At 45.6% G+C, this 18,310-nt stretch carries 18 protein-coding genes; 5 read left to right on the top strand and 13 right to left on the bottom strand.

Features of this window, described 5'->3' with window-relative positions:
• Window positions 1-10 precede the first annotated feature (10 nt).
• Together HQM15_06155 and HQM15_06150 are read left to right on the top strand one after the other, a co-directional pair.
• The gene (locus HQM15_06155; GenBank protein ID MBF0492347.1) at window positions 11-1,207 is read left to right on the top strand and encodes a nucleotide sugar dehydrogenase; all 1,197 of its coding nucleotides are present in this window, start codon (window positions 11-13) and stop codon (window positions 1,205-1,207) included.
• On the top strand, window positions 1,204-2,223 hold the full coding sequence (locus HQM15_06150; GenBank protein ID MBF0492346.1) for an NAD(P)-dependent oxidoreductase: 1,020 nt from the start codon (window positions 1,204-1,206) through the stop codon (window positions 2,221-2,223). Before HQM15_06155 ends, HQM15_06150 begins: the two co-directional genes overlap by 4 nt.
• An 8-nt stretch (window positions 2,224-2,231) precedes the next feature.
• Here HQM15_06150 and HQM15_06145 read toward each other — a convergent pair whose 3' ends face one another.
• The 13 genes from HQM15_06145 to flgF form a co-directional block, all read right to left on the bottom strand.
• Window positions 2,232-3,698, bottom strand: a complete 1,467-nt coding sequence (locus HQM15_06145; GenBank protein MBF0492345.1) for an OmpA family protein — start codon at window positions 3,696-3,698, stop codon at window positions 2,232-2,234.
• Between the two features lie 3 nt (window positions 3,699-3,701).
• A complete protein-coding gene (locus tag HQM15_06140; GenBank protein ID MBF0492344.1) occupies window positions 3,702-4,496 on the bottom strand; it encodes a flagellar motor protein in 795 nt (264 codons plus the stop codon).
• 100 nt (window positions 4,497-4,596) lie between these two features.
• The gene (locus HQM15_06135; protein ID MBF0492343.1) at window positions 4,597-5,100 is read right to left on the bottom strand and encodes a GNAT family N-acetyltransferase; all 504 of its coding nucleotides are present in this window, start codon (window positions 5,098-5,100) and stop codon (window positions 4,597-4,599) included.
• 9 nt (window positions 5,101-5,109) lie between these two features.
• The gene (gene flgL, locus HQM15_06130; protein ID MBF0492342.1) at window positions 5,110-6,012 is read right to left on the bottom strand and encodes a flagellar hook-associated protein FlgL; all 903 of its coding nucleotides are present in this window, start codon (window positions 6,010-6,012) and stop codon (window positions 5,110-5,112) included.
• A 1-nt stretch (window position 6,013) separates the two neighbouring features.
• Window positions 6,014-7,417, bottom strand: coding sequence for a flagellar hook-associated protein FlgK (gene flgK, locus HQM15_06125; protein ID MBF0492341.1), 1,404 nt, complete (start codon window positions 7,415-7,417; stop codon window positions 6,014-6,016).
• Between the two features lie 18 nt (window positions 7,418-7,435).
• Window positions 7,436-7,945: a flagellar export chaperone FlgN gene (gene flgN / locus HQM15_06120; GenBank protein ID MBF0492340.1), complete on the bottom strand. Its 510-nt coding sequence runs from the start codon at window positions 7,943-7,945 to the stop codon at window positions 7,436-7,438.
• A 22-nt stretch (window positions 7,946-7,967) separates the two neighbouring features.
• A complete protein-coding gene (gene flgM, locus HQM15_06115) occupies window positions 7,968-8,273 on the bottom strand; it encodes a flagellar biosynthesis anti-sigma factor FlgM (GenBank protein ID MBF0492339.1) in 306 nt (101 codons plus the stop codon).
• 58 nt (window positions 8,274-8,331) lie between these two features.
• Window positions 8,332-9,087: a peptidoglycan DD-metalloendopeptidase family protein gene (locus tag HQM15_06110; GenBank protein MBF0492338.1), complete on the bottom strand. Its 756-nt coding sequence runs from the start codon at window positions 9,085-9,087 to the stop codon at window positions 8,332-8,334.
• Between the two features lies 1 nt (window position 9,088).
• Window positions 9,089-10,216: a flagellar basal body P-ring protein FlgI gene (locus tag HQM15_06105; GenBank protein MBF0492337.1), complete on the bottom strand. Its 1,128-nt coding sequence runs from the start codon at window positions 10,214-10,216 to the stop codon at window positions 9,089-9,091.
• 10 nt (window positions 10,217-10,226) lie between these two features.
• A complete protein-coding gene (locus HQM15_06100) occupies window positions 10,227-10,928 on the bottom strand; it encodes a flagellar basal body L-ring protein FlgH (protein ID MBF0492336.1) in 702 nt (233 codons plus the stop codon).
• Window positions 10,929-11,158: 230 nt separating this feature from the next.
• A complete protein-coding gene (locus HQM15_06095; protein ID MBF0492335.1) occupies window positions 11,159-12,103 on the bottom strand; it encodes a flagella basal body P-ring formation protein FlgA in 945 nt (314 codons plus the stop codon).
• 6 nt (window positions 12,104-12,109) lie between these two features.
• Complete coding sequence (gene flgG / locus HQM15_06090; GenBank protein ID MBF0492334.1) at window positions 12,110-12,898, bottom strand: flagellar basal-body rod protein FlgG; 789 nt, start codon at window positions 12,896-12,898, stop codon at window positions 12,110-12,112.
• A 10-nt stretch (window positions 12,899-12,908) separates the two neighbouring features.
• Window positions 12,909-13,625, bottom strand: a complete 717-nt coding sequence (gene flgF / locus HQM15_06085; GenBank protein ID MBF0492333.1) for a flagellar basal-body rod protein FlgF — start codon at window positions 13,623-13,625, stop codon at window positions 12,909-12,911.
• Window positions 13,626-13,854: 229 nt separating this feature from the next.
• On the opposite strand from flgF, the gene HQM15_06080 reads away from it, so the two are divergent.
• From HQM15_06080 to HQM15_06070, 3 genes are all read left to right on the top strand, one after another.
• Complete coding sequence (locus HQM15_06080) at window positions 13,855-14,475, top strand: lytic transglycosylase domain-containing protein (GenBank protein ID MBF0492332.1); 621 nt, start codon at window positions 13,855-13,857, stop codon at window positions 14,473-14,475.
• A 67-nt stretch (window positions 14,476-14,542) separates the two neighbouring features.
• Complete coding sequence (locus HQM15_06075; GenBank protein ID MBF0492331.1) at window positions 14,543-16,768, top strand: hypothetical protein; 2,226 nt, start codon at window positions 14,543-14,545, stop codon at window positions 16,766-16,768.
• Between the two features lie 54 nt (window positions 16,769-16,822).
• The gene (locus tag HQM15_06070; GenBank protein ID MBF0492330.1) at window positions 16,823-18,289 is read left to right on the top strand and encodes a sigma-54-dependent Fis family transcriptional regulator; all 1,467 of its coding nucleotides are present in this window, start codon (window positions 16,823-16,825) and stop codon (window positions 18,287-18,289) included.
• Window positions 18,290-18,310 lie beyond the last annotated feature (21 nt).

Here is an 18,310-nt window from a genome sequence, read left to right as displayed (position 1 = left end):
AGGACAGTTAATGAATAATTTCTCTTATGATCTTGTCATCGTTGGAGGCTGTGGCCATGCCGGTTTGCCTTTGGCAGTTTCCTTTGCCGAAGCAGGGCTCAAAGTCTGTGCCTATGATATTAATCAACAGGTAATTCAGGAGATCAGATCGGGTAAAATTCCCTTTGTCGAAAATGGGATGGAAACTTCGCTCCCGAAAGTTTTGGAAAAAACTTTTTTTCTTTCTGCCGATCAAAAGGCTCTTCAGCAGGCCCCTGCCGTGATAGTCACCATTGGAACCCCGATCGACGAGCATATCAATCCTCAATTTACACCTTTGATGAAATTCATCCGTGAGGTAGAGCCCTTATTGAAGGATTCTCAAACTCTGATCATGCGCAGCACGGTATTCCCTGGCACCATGGAAAACATTCGCAATTTCTTTGAAGAAAAAAAGAAAGGCGTCTCGCTGTGCTTCTGTCCGGAAAGATTGGCTGAAGGAAAAGCCTTGGAAGAACTGAAATCGCTCCCCCAAATTGTCAGTTCTTTTGATGGACGCGGCTTGGAAACGGCTTCCCTGCTGTTTAGAAAACTCACTGAGAAAATAATTCCCCTGAACCCCCTGGAAGCAGAGCTGGCAAAGCTCTTCACCAATACCTGGCGCTATATCAAATTTTCAATTGCCAATCAATTTTATCAAATGGCGGAAAGCAGCGGGGCCAAGTTCTATAAAATCTGGCAGGCCATGCGCGAAGACTATCCGCGAGCCCAGGATTTTCCAAAGGCCGGTTTCGCCGCAGGACCCTGCTTGTTCAAAGATACCATGCAGCTTGCCAGTTTCTACAATCACAATTTCTTTTTGGGACATGCAGCCATGTTGGTTAACGAAGGAATGCCCGACTACATTCGCGACCAACTGAAGAAACAGGGAAGTCTTCGAAAAAAGAAGATTGGAATTTTGGGGATGACCTTTAAAGGCAATATGGACGACACGCGCGAATCCCTTGCCTTTAAGCTCCGGAAAATTCTGTTGTTTGAGGGAGCACAGGTTTATTGTAGCGACGAATATTGGAAGGGAGACCGCTTTGTAGAGCCGAATGAATTTCTGAGCAAAGAGGAATTGCTAAAACAGTGCGACATTGTCATCATCGGCGCACCCCATGAAGGTTATCAATCTTTGAATTATTCCGGTAAAACATTAATTGATATCTGGAATCATATACCATGAAAATTCTCTATACCGGCTCTGCGGGGTTCATCGGAAATTACGTCGTACGCGAGTTGATTGAACACGGGCACCAAGTCGTTGGCATCGACAACTTCTCAAAATATGGAAAAATCAACACCGATGTCTTTGACTCCAAGGATTATCAATTCATCGAGGGAGATGCCAAGGATGTCAGGGTGATGAAGGAACTTGCATCGGATTGTGATCAAATTCTTGCCGGTGCCGCCAAAATTGGGGGGATCACCTATTTTCATGAATTTGCCTATGACCTGCTTGCTGAAAACGAAAGAATTCTAGCCAGTACTTTTGATGCAGCCATCCACGCCTTTCAGAAGGGAAAATTAAAAAAGATTAATGTGCTTTCTTCTTCCATGGTATTCGAAAAAGCGACCGTATTCCCGACTCCTGAAGGTCATCAAAAAGAATGCCCTCCTCCCTTTTCTTCTTATGGATTTCAGAAACTCGCCTGTGAATACTTTGCTGAAGCGGCTTGGGAACAATACAAACTTCCCTATACCATTATTCGACCTTTCAATTGCGTCGGAATCGGCGAGAAAAAAGCCCTCTCCTCCAAGAAAATAATGAGTGGAAATGTTGAAATGGCCATGAGCCACGTGCTTCCCGATCTGGTCCAAAAGTTACTCAAGGGACAAAAACCTCTACATATTTTGGGGGATGGTAATCAAATTAGACATTACACTTATGGAGCAGATTTGGCACGAGGCATTCGACTCTGTATAGAATCTGACCAAGTATTCAACAATGATTTTAATCTCTCAACCACAGAATCCACAACAGTTAGGCAATTGGCAGAATTGATTTGGAAAAAGATACGTCCAGGTGAAGTGCTACAAATTGAGTCCGATCAAGCCTATCCCCATGATGTGCAAAAAAGGGTTCCAGCGACTCACAAGGCAAAACAAATCCTTGGATTTGAAGCAAACACCCCTTTGGAATCTGTAGTTGAAGAAATCATTCCCTGGATTCAAGAACAGATTCAACGAGGCACCATATAAGATGTAACTCAGTGCCCTTTCCCAGCCTGTGCCTTCTCATTTTTCAGCTTATCCAACTCCAAAGAATCACCCTCCGCATCTCCTTGAAAAATAGACTGGGCTTCCATTTGAGACTTCAGTTCTTGCCTTCCCTTCGCTTTTTCATCCTCAACAGGGGCCACTGGCTCTGCAACTTTTAATTGAGTAGCTTGAGTATTTTCCTGAACGTTTCTGGGTTGGAAGTGTATTTTTTCACCCTGGACTTTCTCATTCTTCAACTTCTCCAATTCAAAAGAATCGACGGCATCTCCTTGAAAGATCGACTTGTCCTCAAATTGAGGTTGCGGCTGTGGCTCCTCCTGCTTTTTTATCGTTTGTTCATTCTCAATGGGAATAACCTGCTCAACGGCCTTCAATTGACTAGACTGGGTATTTTGCTCAATATTTTTGGATTGGGGCTGTAGTTTTTCAGCCAGGGCTTTCTCATTTTTCAGCTTCTCCAATTCAAAAGAATCGGTCTCCGCATCCCCTTGAAAGATGGAGTCGTTTTCTAATTGAGACTTCTGTTCCTGCTTTTCCTTCAACTCTTCTGCCCCATTGGGCACAATTTCCTCGGCAGGCTTTAATTGAGGAGTTTGTGAATTTTCCTCAGTCTCTTTGGGTTTGGGAGGAAGCAGAACCACTTCCACTCGGCGGTTTTTATCGCGGCCTTCTTCGGTATCATTGGAGGCAATCGGATGGTACTCCCCAAAACCCACGGCCTCAAAACGCGCAGGATCCAAATTGTGATGATTCACAAATTCTTGAATAACACTCACTGCACGCAAGGTGGAAAGGTGCCAGTTGGAGCGTGAATCTCCCCGATTGTCGGTATGCGCTTCCACCCTTACCGAATTCCCCTCGCGCTGCAAAATTTCTCCAATGTCCTTCAGCACCCCCATGGCGGCGGGTGTAAGACGATCTGATCCTGCCTCAAAAGCTCCGGAACTGGTCACACCAATCACAATACCCCGGGCATCCAAACCCACATTCACTTTTACATTTCCCCCCCTCTTGTGGATCTTCAGCATCTCGATGACTTCTTGATGAATCCGCTCCATCGCATTTTGTTCTTCGGTTGGAACCCCGGTTCCCTCATTCAACTCGGGATTTCCCAAGGGTAGATCGGGTCGCTCATCTTTTACTCCAATCAGTACGGAGGGAGCCATAAAGATGGGGGTTCCTTCCTCTATCCCAATTTTGGTCTTTTTTACAGGGGCATTGGATACCGCGGGATCGGCTATAAGATTGAGTTGTCCACTCGTTTGGTTAAAAAGAGAAAAGGTGGAAAAGGCTGCTTCAATCGCCAGGGCTATTTTCTTGGTTTTACTGCGATCTACCTGTGAGGCAGAAAAAAGTACGACGAAAAAAGCAAACAGAAGAGTAATGAAGTCGGCATAAGAAATAAGCCACCTTTCATGATTGACATGCTCTTCATGTTTTTTCTTTTTAGCCATATTCTAGGCTGCCTTTTCGCCTGTTGCTGCAGCTTGTGGCTTGGCTTCTTCAGTTTTTTCTCCAAAGAAGATTGAAAGTTTATCCTGAATCACACGAGGATTGACCCCCTCGACAATGAGCATGACTCCTTCCAAAATCATTTCTTTAATAACCATGTTTTTCTTGTTTTGCAGGGCAAGCTTTCCGGAAGCAGGCAAAAAAACGATGTTCGCAGCTGCCACACCGTAAATGGTGGCAACAAAGGCCACCGCAATTCCACGCCCTACTTCCTGGATATCTTCGAGATGCCCCATAACCTGGATGAGCCCCATAACGGCTCCGATAATTCCAATGGTGGGAGAATAGCCCCCTGCACTTTCCCAGACCTTGGGGATCTTGGCCTCATCTTCCTCCATGTAAGAAAGCTGCATCTCCAGAAGTTTTTGTAATTCCTTAGGATCCGCACCATCGACGGCCATCATGATGGCTTTTTTAAAAAAGGGGTCTTGAATGTTCTTGGCATCGGCCTCCAGCGAGACCACACCATCTTTACGGGCCTTTGTCGCCAGCTTGATGATTTCTTCAATAATCGCCTCGGGCTTCATGGGGTCTGGCCTGACAATCTTTATGAAGCCTTTCATCGCAAGAATAAATACGTCGAGTGGAAATGAAACAAGCAGCGCTCCAAAGGTTCCCCCAAAGACTATCATCGCCGCAGTGGGCTGCAGGATCTGCTTTATATTCCCACCTTCTATGAGAAGGCCCCCCACAATACCTGCTAACGCAAGTACAATACCGATAATAGTCGCTAGATCCATAGAGAAACCTCTCCATAAAAAGATGCTTACCTAGGGTAGACGGTAGTTTTTGTGGGATCTTGAGTTTTTTTTTGGGGGAAGATAAGGAAAGCGAGTGGTCTCAAATTCTCTTCACCAAAATTTTTTCCGCCACCGCATAACCTTGTTTCTCCCAGAATTTGAGCCCCATTGAATTTCCTTCGGCCAGGTAGAGTTCAATAGCATTCAAACCCCTACTTTTAAACCAGGCCAGACCTTCCTGATAAAGGGATTTTCCTACGCCTTTTTGACGAAACTCGGGAGAGACATAAAGCCCATTCAGATAACCGATACGCGAGGGATCTTCTGCCAAACAGGTTTTTAGCAGACCTAGAAAATATCCAATTTGAATTCCCTCCCATTCTGCAAGGAGGAGACAAGCCTCTTCCGTTTGAGCGAGGAGTGTTTCTAGGGAAAACCTCAATTCCTCAATGCGCGAAGGATCTATTTTCCGCCAGGCAAGCAGGGGATGATGATGATTCTCTTCGGCCAAGGCCTTGGTATAGTTTTGGAGAAACCAGTTAAAGTCCTCTTTCCAGGAAGGAGAAGAAAGGAAGACGCGACGGGTGCATGTTTTCCCTTTCATAAGAATCTATCATTTTCCATCAAGAGTTAAGGTCCCAATGATAGAAAATAAACGATTGGAACTGGCATAAACCAATCTCAAGGCGGTTTCTTTGGTCATCAGATTAGTGGTGGCCTGGTCAATACTGACATCCTGAACATCCGATAAACTAGACAGGGTATTCAGCCTGTCTTGAGACAAGGAAGACTCCACTAAATCGATTTGTTGGGTGCGTGCCCCTATGTCTGCACGGGCCTGATTGATCTGATCCAGCCCCGAATCAAGTTGGGGCAGAAGCGACGTGATGGCTGTTAGATCTCCTGCACCCACCGCCGTTTGCAGGCTATCCAGGAGAGCAAAAAGATTCTGCCCCCCTCCCGTTCCGGTGAAAATTTTTGCCCCATCCGAATTCACTTGAACTTGCAAAGTACTATTCGCCTGAACATTTATCGCCGTCGAGTTGCCATTGAAAATTGTGGGAACCCCCGAAAAAGGCAGCGTGCTCGTTGCCGTCCCTCCGAAGATGTACTGATTGTCATACTGGGCATTTCCATATCCCACAAGTTGGGTCTTTAAATTGCCCAGTTGTGTTGACAATTGATTAAGCGTCGAAGAAGAGATGGTGGAGTTGTTGGCCTGCAGGGCGATGTCCTTCACCTGCGACATCAAATCGTTCACACTCGTCAATTGATCATCGGCGAAGGAAAGTTTTAATTTCGCCGTTGTCAGGTTACGCTGATACTGATCATTGTTGTTCACATCCTGTTTCAGGGAGAACAGACGCGAGATACTGGTGGGGTCATCCGACAGGTTATTGAGGCGATACCCCGTCTGAACAGGAACGGAGGCCTGTTCATACTCGCGCTGGACCTTGGCAAGGTTATTCGCAATAGACAGATTGAAGGTATTGAATGTTAATCGACTGACAGCCATATTATTTTCCTAGGTTAATGAGGGTATCAAACAAAGTACTGGCAATGGACACCAAACGTGAAGCCGCCTGAAAGGCTGCCTGATATTTGAGGAGATTTGTCTGCTCTTCATCCATCGATACCCCAGAAATTTGGTCTCGTTGCGCCTGGGCTTGCTGAAATACATCATCGGAAAACTGGGCATTGGACTGGGCACTTTTCCCATCGCTTCCTACCTGAGCCAAAAGATTTCCATAAAAGGCCCCAAAGGTTGTACTTCCACTACCAAAAGCAACGTTTGAACTGCTGAGCGCAGACAATTGTAAGGCCATATCATTTCCACCCGGTACTCCCCCCGAACTTCCTGACGCCGCAATGGCCCGGGGATGCCCATCGACCACGGGATCTAAAGCAATCGAAGCCGCAGCATCCGTGCTGCTTGCCAGATTGGTGAAAAATCTTTGGTTGTGATTCCCATCCAGATCATAACCCGTCGTGTGCAAGGTATTCACGGCACCACTCAGCCGGTAGGCCAATTCATCCAGGTTGCTTTGGTAAGCAGGAATATTTGTATCGCGCACATCCATCAATCCCTTGATGGCACCTGTTTGGAAGCGACTGCTGATATTGGTAGACGCAGCGCCTGGGGAGGGGGTGAAGTTAATATCCGACAAACCAGCATTCCCCGCGTTGGGCAGGGTGGATAAAGTAGCGGTGCCCGTATCGTTCACCAGCAACATGCCATTGGCAATGTAAACCTGAAAGGTTCCACTTCCATTCTCCACGGTGCTTACATCGGTCAGTCCCGAAAGCTCCTGCACCTTTGCATTACGCTCGTCTTTAAGCGTCAATGCGTCTGGCGCATCATTAATTTTCTGATTCAACTTATAAATATCCTGGGCCAGCGTATTGATTTTATCAACATTGTCTTTGATTTGGGTATCGAGAGAAGTGCGTATATCTTTCAGCCCTTGTGAGAGGCTGTGAAAACGATCAACCATGATGGAAGCCTTGCTGAGTAAGTCCTGACGGGCTCCCGAGGCTTGGGGATCATTGGCGACATCCTGAAAACTGCTGAAAAAATTTGAGAGGTAAGTGGAAAGGCCATCACTGCTCAGTTCGTTGAACAGTGTTCCCGCCTGCGCAATGGAATCTGAGGTTACCTTGCTTTCCGATTGCGTGGAGCTGGTATCCCGCAAGCGAAGCTCAGCAAAATTATCCACAACGCGTTCCACGCTGGTCACACTGGCCCCGCGACCTATTTCAATCCCTCCAACAATCTGTGACTCGTTGGACTGGATAACGACCCGCTGGCGTGAATACCCGGGAGTATTCGCGTTAGCAATATTTTGAGAAGCCACACTGAGGGCTTTGGCGTTAGCGTTTAGAGCGCTAATCGCGGTTTCAAATACATTAAAATCAGCCATAGGTAATTAATGCAACGCTTACACGTTGCGATCCAGTGTCACACGGGAGTTGGAATCATTGAGGATTCCACCCTGACGATCATAACACTGGAACTGCCCCTTTCCTTGCAAACTATCGAGCAACATCAACGACGATTGAATGTTGGCTAAAGAATGAACTAGATACAATTGTTGCGTTTCATTAAATTCTTTTGCCGCTTGGGCAATGGAGCGAATACAAGAGGTTAAATTTTGAATATTTTCTACCCAAGCGGTGTCGTCGATTTTCTCGAGGATCGATTCTAGTTTTGCAAGTTGGGGTTCACCTATGCTTGAAGCCAATTCCTTGAGTTTCAATTGTCGAGTTTTCTCCAAGGCTTCAATTCGAATGAGTTTGTCATTCTTTAAAGTGTACACATCCTTAATTTTCTGGAGATCAAAATCTATAATTGCCTCACGTTCTTCCCGCAGGGCATCAACAAGAGCAACGAGTTCCATTTTCAATTCTTCCAGAAGACCTGTAAATTCTTGTTGAATTATAGAATTCATATTTTCCTTAACTTTAATCTGCTCATTCTCCCTGCAGATATTTCAGTAAGGCACCGGCCACCTCGTGATAATCAGGCTTGTACTCACCCGATTCAATCGCCTGCTTCAGGTAGCTGACGCGATCTACTTTAATATCCGGAAGAGAATCATAATTGCCTTTTAGCGTCTGCATCTGCTGCGACGCCACCGATATATTTATTTGATCCCGCTTACCTCCTGAAGAGTCAATCCCACCTGAGCGAGAACTGGAACGACTTTTTGCGTTCTCACTTTTTCGGGTCTTGACCTCCTTGGGTGTCGCAGGAAGTTCAACGTCATTTATTTTCATAGGGGCCTCCAGTTTACATTCCTTCTCATAGGTTCATAACGGAGGATACCTAAAAAACTTAAGTATTATTTTTAAAAAACACCAACTTCTTGGGATCCACAGCTTTTCCATCTTTTCTTATCTCAAAATGCAGATGAGGACCCGTTGAGCGACCTGTTGACCCCGAATAGGCAATCACTTCGCCTTTTTTCACCCGAGCTCCCACCTTCACCAAATTTTCATCCGCATGGCCGTATAAACTTGTATAACCTTGATCATGTTGGATCATCACTGCATTCCCATAGCCCCCTTTTTTCCCGCTAAACACCACCTTACCCTCTGCAGCCGCTTGAATCGGGGTCCTTTTTGGATAAGCCAGATCCATTCCCTGATGGAATCGCTGATCGCCTTCTAAGGGATCTCCCCGAAACCCAAACCCGGAAGTCACTCGGGCCGCCGGTAGATAAAATTCGGGATTATTAAGCACGGGCGCTGCAAGAGGCTTAAAGTCCTGAGTCAAAGAAGGGGTCATCGGTTTTTTCCCCTTCACGATCATTTCAGCCAGTCCAATTCCATGCGGTGATTTTTCCACCTGATCACTAATCGCCTGACTGAAAAAATTCTGATAAACTTCCTGATTCACCGAATTTCCAAAATCTTCGGACTTGGGAATAGAATCCATGCCCTTTTGATAAACGAAACCCATGTAGTAAGCCTCGAACTTTTTGGCCGCCTTCCAGGCTTGCTCCGTATTAGCTTCTGTAGAAGATTTCTCCTTATCCACGAGAGGATTTGCGGCTACAGAATTTGAAATTTCGTTAAGTTTCGTAAGCATATTAAATCAACACCAACTCCCCTTGCAAAGCCCCAGCTGCCTTGATCGCCTGTAAGACTGAAATCAGGTCTCGGGCACTTACCCCCATCGAATTCAAGGCCTTCACAATTTCTCCAATGCTCACTCCCTGGGGAACAATCACCAATTTTCTTTCTTTGTCATCCGAAACCGAGATGTCGCTTTGGGGAATGATGGCGGTCTCTCCCTGACTCAGCGCATTCGGCTGAGACACCTGATAACTTTGATCGATCCGAATATTCAGACTGCCATGAGAAACTGCCACGGTGGAGATGCGCACGTTTTCACCCATCACCACCGTCCCTGTGCGCTCATTCAAAACCACGCGAGCAGTGCTATCGGGCTGAATCTCCAGGCTCTCCAGTCTTGCTATAAGCCCAACGACTTTATCCTGATACTCCCCAGGCACCTGGATACTGATAGAACCTGAATCTCCTGCATTGGCATATTTCCCTTTGAGATTTTCATTTATTTTCTGGGCAACGCGTGTGGCCGTCGTAAAATCGGGTTGATTGAGGGCCAACACCAACTCGGTACTTTTATCGAGGCCGAAATCGACTTCTTTTTCGACAATCGCTCCCCCAGTAATCTTGGCGACCGTTTGATGATTGGTCTTGACCACCGATCCCCCGGCCGGGGCTTCGGCCGTATAGCCTCCCACCGAAATAGGTCCCTGGGCCACGGCATAAACTTCCTGATTAGCCCCGCGCAAAGGCGTCATGAGCAAGGTTCCCCCTTGAAGACTCTTGGCGTCTCCAATGGAGGAAACCACCACATCCACTGTGGATCCCATCTTCGAAAAAGCAGGCAAGGTGGCCGTCACCATCACTGCCGCAACATTTTTGGATTGAAAACGCGACACGTCTGTCCCAATTCCCATCTTAGCCAAAACCTCTCCCATGCTTTTCCTCACCACCTCGGAACTGGTACTATCGCCAGAAGAATCCAGACCCACCACCAAACCATAACCAATGAGCTGGTTGTTTCGAACGCCTTTAAAATTGGAAATATCCTTGATGCGTGAAGCCTGTGCAGAGAAAGGAAATTGAGAAAGCAGAAGCAGTGCAAGAGTGGCTACAAATTTTGTTTTTTTAAAAAATATTTTATTCATTTTGTTTACACTAAAAGGGCCAGATATAATCCAGGGCCCGAGTCAACCAACCTGGTTTTTGTCTTTCAGCCACCACACCAAATCCCGAATAAGTCACTCGTGCATCCGCTATGGCTGTCGAAGCAATCGTGTTGTCTGCGGCGATGTCATAGGGGCGCACCACCCCTTCCACCACAAGGATCTGATCGTCCTTGTTCACACGAATATGCTTGTCTCCCCGGATGACCAAATTTCCGTTGTTAAGTACCTCGGTTACGGTTGCCGTCAGTTTGGCGTACAATTCGCCTTTTTGTTCGGTCGTTCCTTTTCCCTCAAACTTGCTATCCGTTTTTGCCTGAATTAAATTGCTAGGATTAAAGATCGAGGCCAGTGTGGTCAATTTGGTAAAGAGTCCACCCAAGCCACCAATCGTGTTGAGCTGATCATTCTTCTTGCTGGTATTCGTATTCCCCGTATCTTTTCCGCTGGATTGCTCGGAGACAATGATGGTGACGGTATCACCCACTCGCGACGCACGATGGATATTTTCATAGAGACGTGCAGAATAACTGTCTACCCAAAGCGAACCCTGTTTTTTTTCATGATCTTTTTGGGTCTCTCTTGCCTTGTCCCCATTAAAGTAACCCTGCTGATTCTCTGCACTCCGTCCCAGATTCTGGGCCGTCAAGGGAGCCTTCTGCATTTCCACCCCGCAGGCTGGAAGAATGAGCATACTTGACAAAAAGAGGACAAAGGAGAGATTGCTCCCCGATATTTGACAAGTGGGAATAAAATGTCGAAAAAGCCTCAGGAGCGCGGCGGACATGAACTTTTGCGGCGTTTTATCTAAAAAAAGTAGGGGAATAGTTTTCCTGGGAGCAGGCTCTGAGAGAACAGTTGCTAAAGAACTCTCAGGACGTACGTATTCCCCTACTGGAGGCGACGCTTTGAATATTTTTTTCATCATTGAACCACCTCAACTTCGGTTGAACTCAATGTTTTTGCAGTAATTTCTTTTTTAGTATCCAGATTTTCGACCAGCACCATCTCCCCATTTCCCAACACCTCTTTCACACGCGCCAAGGTTTGGATTTGAAACTGGGGGCTACGCTTGACCAAGCTGACCAAGGCTCCTTTTTGCAGAGACGTTGCCTTTTGCAGATATTCCCGCCGTAAAAGTGATCCCACTTCGAGACCTTGAGACAAATTCCAATGGGCATCTTTTAATTCGGACAAGCCTCTCACCAAGCCCTGTATACTTTCGAGGTCTTGTTGTTTTTCTTCAAAATCTTCGGGGCCAATACTTTGAGAAGGCATCAGCGCCTTCTTGGCAAGAAGCACCGAACTGCGAATCAAAACCTTTGCAGTGAATTGGGAACTCTTCAAAATCTCCCCGTTTTGACCCAGAAAATTGGCCTTCACATAGGGAGAAGTCAGTTCCACTTGCAGGCGAGAAAAACCGTCTGGGGCCGGCAAGTCTTCGGGAACTTCACTAATTTCCAGCAGAATGGATTTGGGTTCTACTTGGTGCATTTCTGCGGCCTTTTGAATCACGGCCTCCCGAATTTTTTGCAAAACCACACTCTTTGGACTCAAGGAGACTTTTTGTCCCGGTGGAGAAATCAATTGAATCTTGTTCAAGGGCGCCCCTACCTTCCCCAAAAAAACCATGACCTGAGCAGCTTGAAGGCCCGACGTGCTCACCGGAGGCAAAACCAGATTCCCATATTTCTCCAGAAGAGCGGGAGAGGTTTTCTGCTTATCCACTACTTCCTTAAAAAATAATCGCTGAGGATCCCCCAGGGTCGAGGAGCTTAAAGAAAGATTCCAGTTTTCGGCACCGTGTAGGGCAGAGCCAAAAAGCAGCAGCGATGAAAATATTTGGATTTTTAGAAATGAATTTTTCATAAAAAATTAAATAATATTGGTCGATGTTTTCATCATTTCATTCGCAGTGGTCATGACCTTTGAATTGGCCTCATAGGTTCTTTGCGCCACAATCATGTTGATCAATTCCTCTGCAATATTGACATTCGAGCTTTCCAGAAATCCCTGGTTGAGCGTTCCCGAACCTGTTTGTCCCGGAGTGACCGCTGTGGCTGTTCCCGAGGCATCGGAGGGAATGAGCAAATTTCCGCCCAAGGCCTTTAAGCCGGAAGGATTTCGAAACAGACTCACTTGCATTTTTCCAATTTCCTGGGCGGCGGTACTGCCCGCCAATATCGCGGTTACGGTACCATCTTTGGCAATCGTGACAGAAGTTGCATCGTTGGGAATAGTAATGGAGGGTTGCACCACATAGCCGGCATTGGTGACAATCACACCATCGGCATTCACTCGAAAACTTCCATCACGGGTGTAAGCCTTATCTCCATTATCCTGTGTCACTTCAAAAAAACCATTGCCTTGAATAGCGATATCCAATTCGCGGTTGCTCTGAGTCAATTCGCCTTCGGTGAAATTTTTATAAACACCCGTCAGATGTGTTCCGCTTCCAAGCTGTATTCCCACTGGAGAAATAGTATTGGCCCCATTTTTTGTCCCGGGCGCTTTTAGGTCCTGATACATCAAATCTTCAAAACTCTCTTTGGAAGCCTTGTAGCCACTCGTGTTCATGTTCGAGATGTTATTCGAGATATTATTCATCTTCGTCATCTGGGCGTCCATCCCGGTGGCGGCAGCATATAAAGCATTGAGAGACATAAAGACTCCTTTAACTGAGACGCCCTAAGGTTGCGGGCGCATCCTGATTCATTTTATCCTGCATTCGGACCACACGTTGATAGGCCTCATATTGCCGATTCACTTCAATCAATTGTGATAAATTTTTGATCGTATTCACATTCGAACTTTCCTGACTTCCCTGAACCACGAAAGGATTTTGAAGTACTTTCGGCTGAGTACCGTTTGGAGCCTGGTAGAGACTGGCTCCCACTGAAGAGAGCTTACTTTTATCGTCAAAATCCACTACCTTCAGCTTGGCGATGGATTCTCCGTTTATGGTAATTTCTCCGATCTTCGAAATATCAACCTTTCCATCCTTGGTAATTTGTATCGGTCCACTTTGCCCAATCACCTGTGCACCCGCAGCAGTTTTCAAATTCCCCGCTGCATCCGTGGTCAAGGCCCCATTACGCGTATAAAAAGTTCCCTGTTCATTTTGAACTTCTAGAAACCCTGATCCCTGGAGTGCCACATCATAGGGATTGTTGGTGGGCACCAAGGCCCCCTGACTAAAATCAATCACCTTTTCGGTTTGGGGAACATAAGTAGGATCTTTCTTTAAGGCCTCTTCCAGCTTGGCTTCAAAACGCAACTGCTCTTCTTTAAAGCCAGTGGTATTTGCATTGGCAATGTTATGAGACAGAGCCTCTAACTGACGCTCCTTCATCCCCATCACCTCAATTGCTGCTTGTACTCCTAAGCTCATAATTTTTCCTTTCAGCGCTTATCTGTGCAAAGCCCAGACCAATTTTGTTTTTTTCAACCAATGAGGTGCTAAGCATTTATAATTCATAATTTATTTTATGAAGATGAAATAAGGATTTAAGAAACCCAAAATTTCTGAGTTACTTTTTTTCCCTGAAAGCAGGGAAATATTTTCCCCGCAAAAGGGCAGAATGAAAGCCTCGTTTAAAACTGCATAAGAAAGTAAAAAGATGCCCAGGGGACTTAGGCCATTCACCTTGGCACTATCATTGCTAATTCATTGCATTATGATGAACTCGCTACCAAAAAACATGACCCTGAAAGATTACTGGGCCCAGGCTCTGCCAGTAAGAAATGTGCAACCCCATAAAGACAAAGCAGAAGGACTTAATGGCAAAAAGGAGATAAAAAATTTCGAGCAAGCCCTTCAGCTTGAGAATGCCTCCCAAGGGAATACAACTCCAGTAAAGGCAGAAATTCAAAAAGCGGTGGAAGATGCCGCCCAGGCTTTCTCTCTGCCCATCTCCCTGCTTCACTCCGTCATTAAGGCAGAATCGAATTTTAACCCCAGGGCAAGTTCTCCGGCAGGGGCAAAAGGGCTCATGCAACTGATGCCTGGAACGGCCAAGGAGATGGGGGTAAAACACATTTATAGTATTGAAGAGAATGTTCGGGGAGGGGCAAAATATTTGAGAAACATGATGGATCGTTTTGATCAAAATGTGCAACTGGCTCTAGCCGCTTATAACGCAGGCCCTGGTGCGGTCAAAAAACATGGTGGAATTCCCCCCTATAAAGAAACACAAAAATACGTTGCAAAGATAATGAAAGATTGCATCCCAAAAGCCTAGACGTTACATTCATTCTCGCTAACGGATCGACATTATAAAAAATAATTCAAAAACGACTCCTTTTTTTATGAATTTTTTCATTTCTTTTTTTGTCTTTATCGTTTTTCTTTCAAATTTATCCCTACCGAATAAAGCCTGGGGGGCCGAGCGAGCAGATTTTTCATTGATCCCCATCCTGAAAGGACAAGAAGAAATTTCTTCCGTCTCACCCAACCAGGATGCCCCTCTGGCTAAGGATTATCCACTTTATCCTGCTCGATTAAAAATATTCATGCCTTCTTACGACTGGAAAGAGTTGGGCCTGGTAGAGTTTGATTTCACCTACTACCCGAATAAACAACAGGCAAAGGTCTACGAAAACCTCATTGAACGCATCAATAGTCTCATTGAAAAACACGACCCCAGTTTAAAAATTAACCACTATTTTTTCAAAGCGAATCTGCTTCATGCCTTAAGCAACATGGAGTCTGGACGAGAAGATAGCCCCCTGGCACTTGAAGCCAGAAATGCTTACATCGATGCCCTCTCGAATTTTCCTGAATCCAGCGAATCCCTGCTGGGAACTTACCATCTTTGCGTTTTGCTGATAAAGCTGAAAGAGTACCGCGAAGCCACTCTTCTGGTGAATCGCCAGGAAGAAAAATGGACTCCCATCAAAGAATGGTCCGTTGCTTTTCGGACCGTCCTCATGGAATCTTACTTTCTAAGAAAACGATTTATCCGTGCTGAAGATTTTTTTTGGGTCGTCTCTTCCAAAATCAATGAAGAAGATCTGACCGCAGATTTTGCCCTACGCTATGGAGATTGCCTGTTTATGCAACAGCAATTTTCGAAGGCTGTAGAATGGTACAAACATGCAGAAAGATTTCTCGATTCAAAAGAAAGTTCCATTGTTCCCTATTCGAAACTCTATTATGCAGAAGCCTTGTTTCAAATAGGGGAATCGGAACAAGCCCTAAAAATTTTCAAGGAAATTCAAGAAGCCCCTTTTCATCAATCGGTCAAAGACTACATCGAATATCATATCCTCCAAATGGAATTGAAGAACACAGGTCAACTGGCCCTTTATGAGGATAAATTTAGAGACTTCCATCCCGTGGCCCCTTCCTCCAATCTGGAAAAAGCCCTCGCGGTGCAATCCGCCCGTCTAGTGCTGAAGTTAGGACTGGAAAAATACTACCCCGATTCTATCGAGAAAATGGAAAAAATCCTTACCAAAGAAGGTTCTGAAAACTACAGGGAGGAGGCCTTGTTTTTACAAAGCCTGCTTCGTTGGAAAAGCAATCAAAAAGAAGTGGTCTATGAAACCTGGAAAAACTTGGCTCATAGCCACTCTTTTCAAGATGCAAAGGACAAGCTGGTTTCAGAAATGTCCGAACAGATAGTAAACCTTTTGCTCAAGGAATCGGAAGGATACAGAGAAAATGGCGAATACACCCGCCTCCTCTCTCTGCTGGACAGTTTGGAACCCATTGTCGAAATTGCTCCGGCCACAGAAAATAAAATAAAACTCCTTCTTGCTGCAGCGAATGCCTACACCGAAATTGAAATGATCACCTCGTCCAGTCGTCTTTTGCAAAGGATGCTCTTCGAATATGACCTCAGCCCAGATTTAAAAGTGGAATTAGCCCTGGAGCTGGGAAGGAACTATGCCTTGCTGGGAGAATTCGATTTGCTTGCCCAAATTCTTTCCTACGTCCATGACATTCCCAGCCAGGAAAGAAGCCAGAAACTTTATCTCCTGAACCAGGCCGCCTTGGCTTTGAGTGAAGGGAACTACCTGCAGTGTAGTCAGAGCTTTGATCATTTATTAAAAATAAAATTGAGCGCCTACGAACTTTACAAGTATGCCATTCAGGGAACCTCCTGCGCCCGATATGCGGGATCGCTCGCTCAGGCGGAACGTTTCCTTTCTCTACTCCCGACAGATCCCAGTATCTGGGATGAAACCACACCTGAAACCAATCCAACTTCTGTTTCCAGGCTATTGGAAGCCCTGCAAAAAAGGGCCTACTTTGAAAAACTGAGCCTTCAGGTGGACCAAAACCACTCTGCAGAAACCCTGGCGGAATACGAAAAACTAAAACCCAAAATCAGGCTCGAGGATATCCCGCTGGATACCATTTTTCAACTACTGCGGGCCTATCAAAAAAATGGCCAAAATGATCAGGCAATGGAGTTGTGGAAAAATTATAGCGATAAGACTCAGGGCGATTGGGCGAAGATCCTGAATCCCGAATACCCGCAGCTGCTCAACTTTTTTGGGGATCTGGAATTGATTCCTCGTGCTTGACGGTTCTGTTTTTAACTATTGAATAAAATTTTAAGATCATACTAGGGGAAGGCTGTGAAAATTCTAGTCGCTGACAGTCAAAAAATTACACGACGCATCCTCCTGAGCAATCTGGAGAAATATCCCTTCACGGTTTTGAAGGCATCGGATGCCCCAGGTCTTGGAATTTTACTCCAGCAGGAAGCAGACTTGCTTTTTTTGGATGTGAGTCTGCTGGACAAAAACATTTTTCAGGCCCTCGAAAAAATCAATCTCGAACAACCCCAGCTGAGAGTGGTGTTACTGGCCTATCCGGAGGATCTCAAAAATTGTGAAGAGGAATTGAAGAACAGGGAAATTCAAATCTTGTACAAACCTTTTGACGAGAAACAAAGCAACCAGCTCCTAGAAAACTTACTCTCCGAAGAAGGCGGTGAAAAAAAAGAAGAAGAAACTTCAAAATATTACGACATCACCACGCTGCCCAGTGTACAAAGGAATCCGGCCATGAAAAAGGCGGTAGGCTTTCTTTTACAAGTGGCAGACAGCGATATTACGGTGCTCATCTCGGGGGAATCGGGTGTCGGAAAAGAGATTTATTCCAGGACGCTGCATCGACTTTCCCGTCGCAAAAACAATTCTTTTGTGGGAATCAACTGCGCTTCCATCCCAGGCAATCTGCTCGAATCTGAACTTTTTGGTTATGAACGTGGAGCTTTTACAGGTGCCATTGCCAAGCGCATCGGTAAATTTGAAATGGCCCAACAAGGCTCCTTGCTTTTGGATGAAATTACCGAAATGGACATACAGCTGCAAAGCAAGCTGCTACGTGTCATCCAGGAAAAAGAACTTTACCGCGTGGGGGGACATCAAAAAATTCGCCTGGATGTTCGTCTCATTGCAACTACCAACCGGGATTTAAAAGAATCGGTGAAAAATAAGGCGTTTCGGGAAGATTTATATTATCGACTCAATGTTATTTCTGTGCGCATCCCTTCCCTTCGGGAAAGACCCGAAGATATCCCTGTGTTGGCAGAGCATATTTTGAACCGCTACAATTCGGAACACCAGGACCGGCGGCTTTACTTTTCCCCTTCTGCACAGAAACAGCTCATGCAATACCCTTGGCCTGGAAACATCCGTGAACTGGAAAATATTTTGATCCGAAGCATCTATCTCAGCTCTGGAAAAACAATTGAGAATATTTGCTTTGATGAGGGGGATGAAGGAAACGGCCTGGAAATGAGGCCTGAAGCAAGATTCAACGAAAAATCGGAAACCAGTTCCAGTTTTGAAGGTTTTAACGTTCCCGTCAGTAGTATCAAGGAGATCGAGCGTCAGATGATCTACAAAGCCCTGGAACACTTTGAGGGAAACCGGATCAAGGCAGCAAGTTCTTTGGGGGTGAGTGTAAGAACCTTAAGAAACAAGCTGAAACTCTATCGGGAGGAAGGCCATTCGCTGCCGGATCACCTCAACCTGGAAGAGAATGAGACAAATTTGGAAAATGAAGAGGCCTCTTCCTTAAATTTTGGAGAATGATTGTTTTTAGTACAATTAATG

Source organism: Deltaproteobacteria bacterium (assembly GCA_015233135.1).
In the GTDB taxonomy this organism is placed as follows: domain Bacteria; phylum UBA10199; class UBA10199; order JADFYH01; family JADFYH01; genus JADFYH01.
The sequence above is the reverse complement of the archived record's forward strand: the minus strand, read 5'-3'. Positions and strand labels throughout refer to the sequence as shown.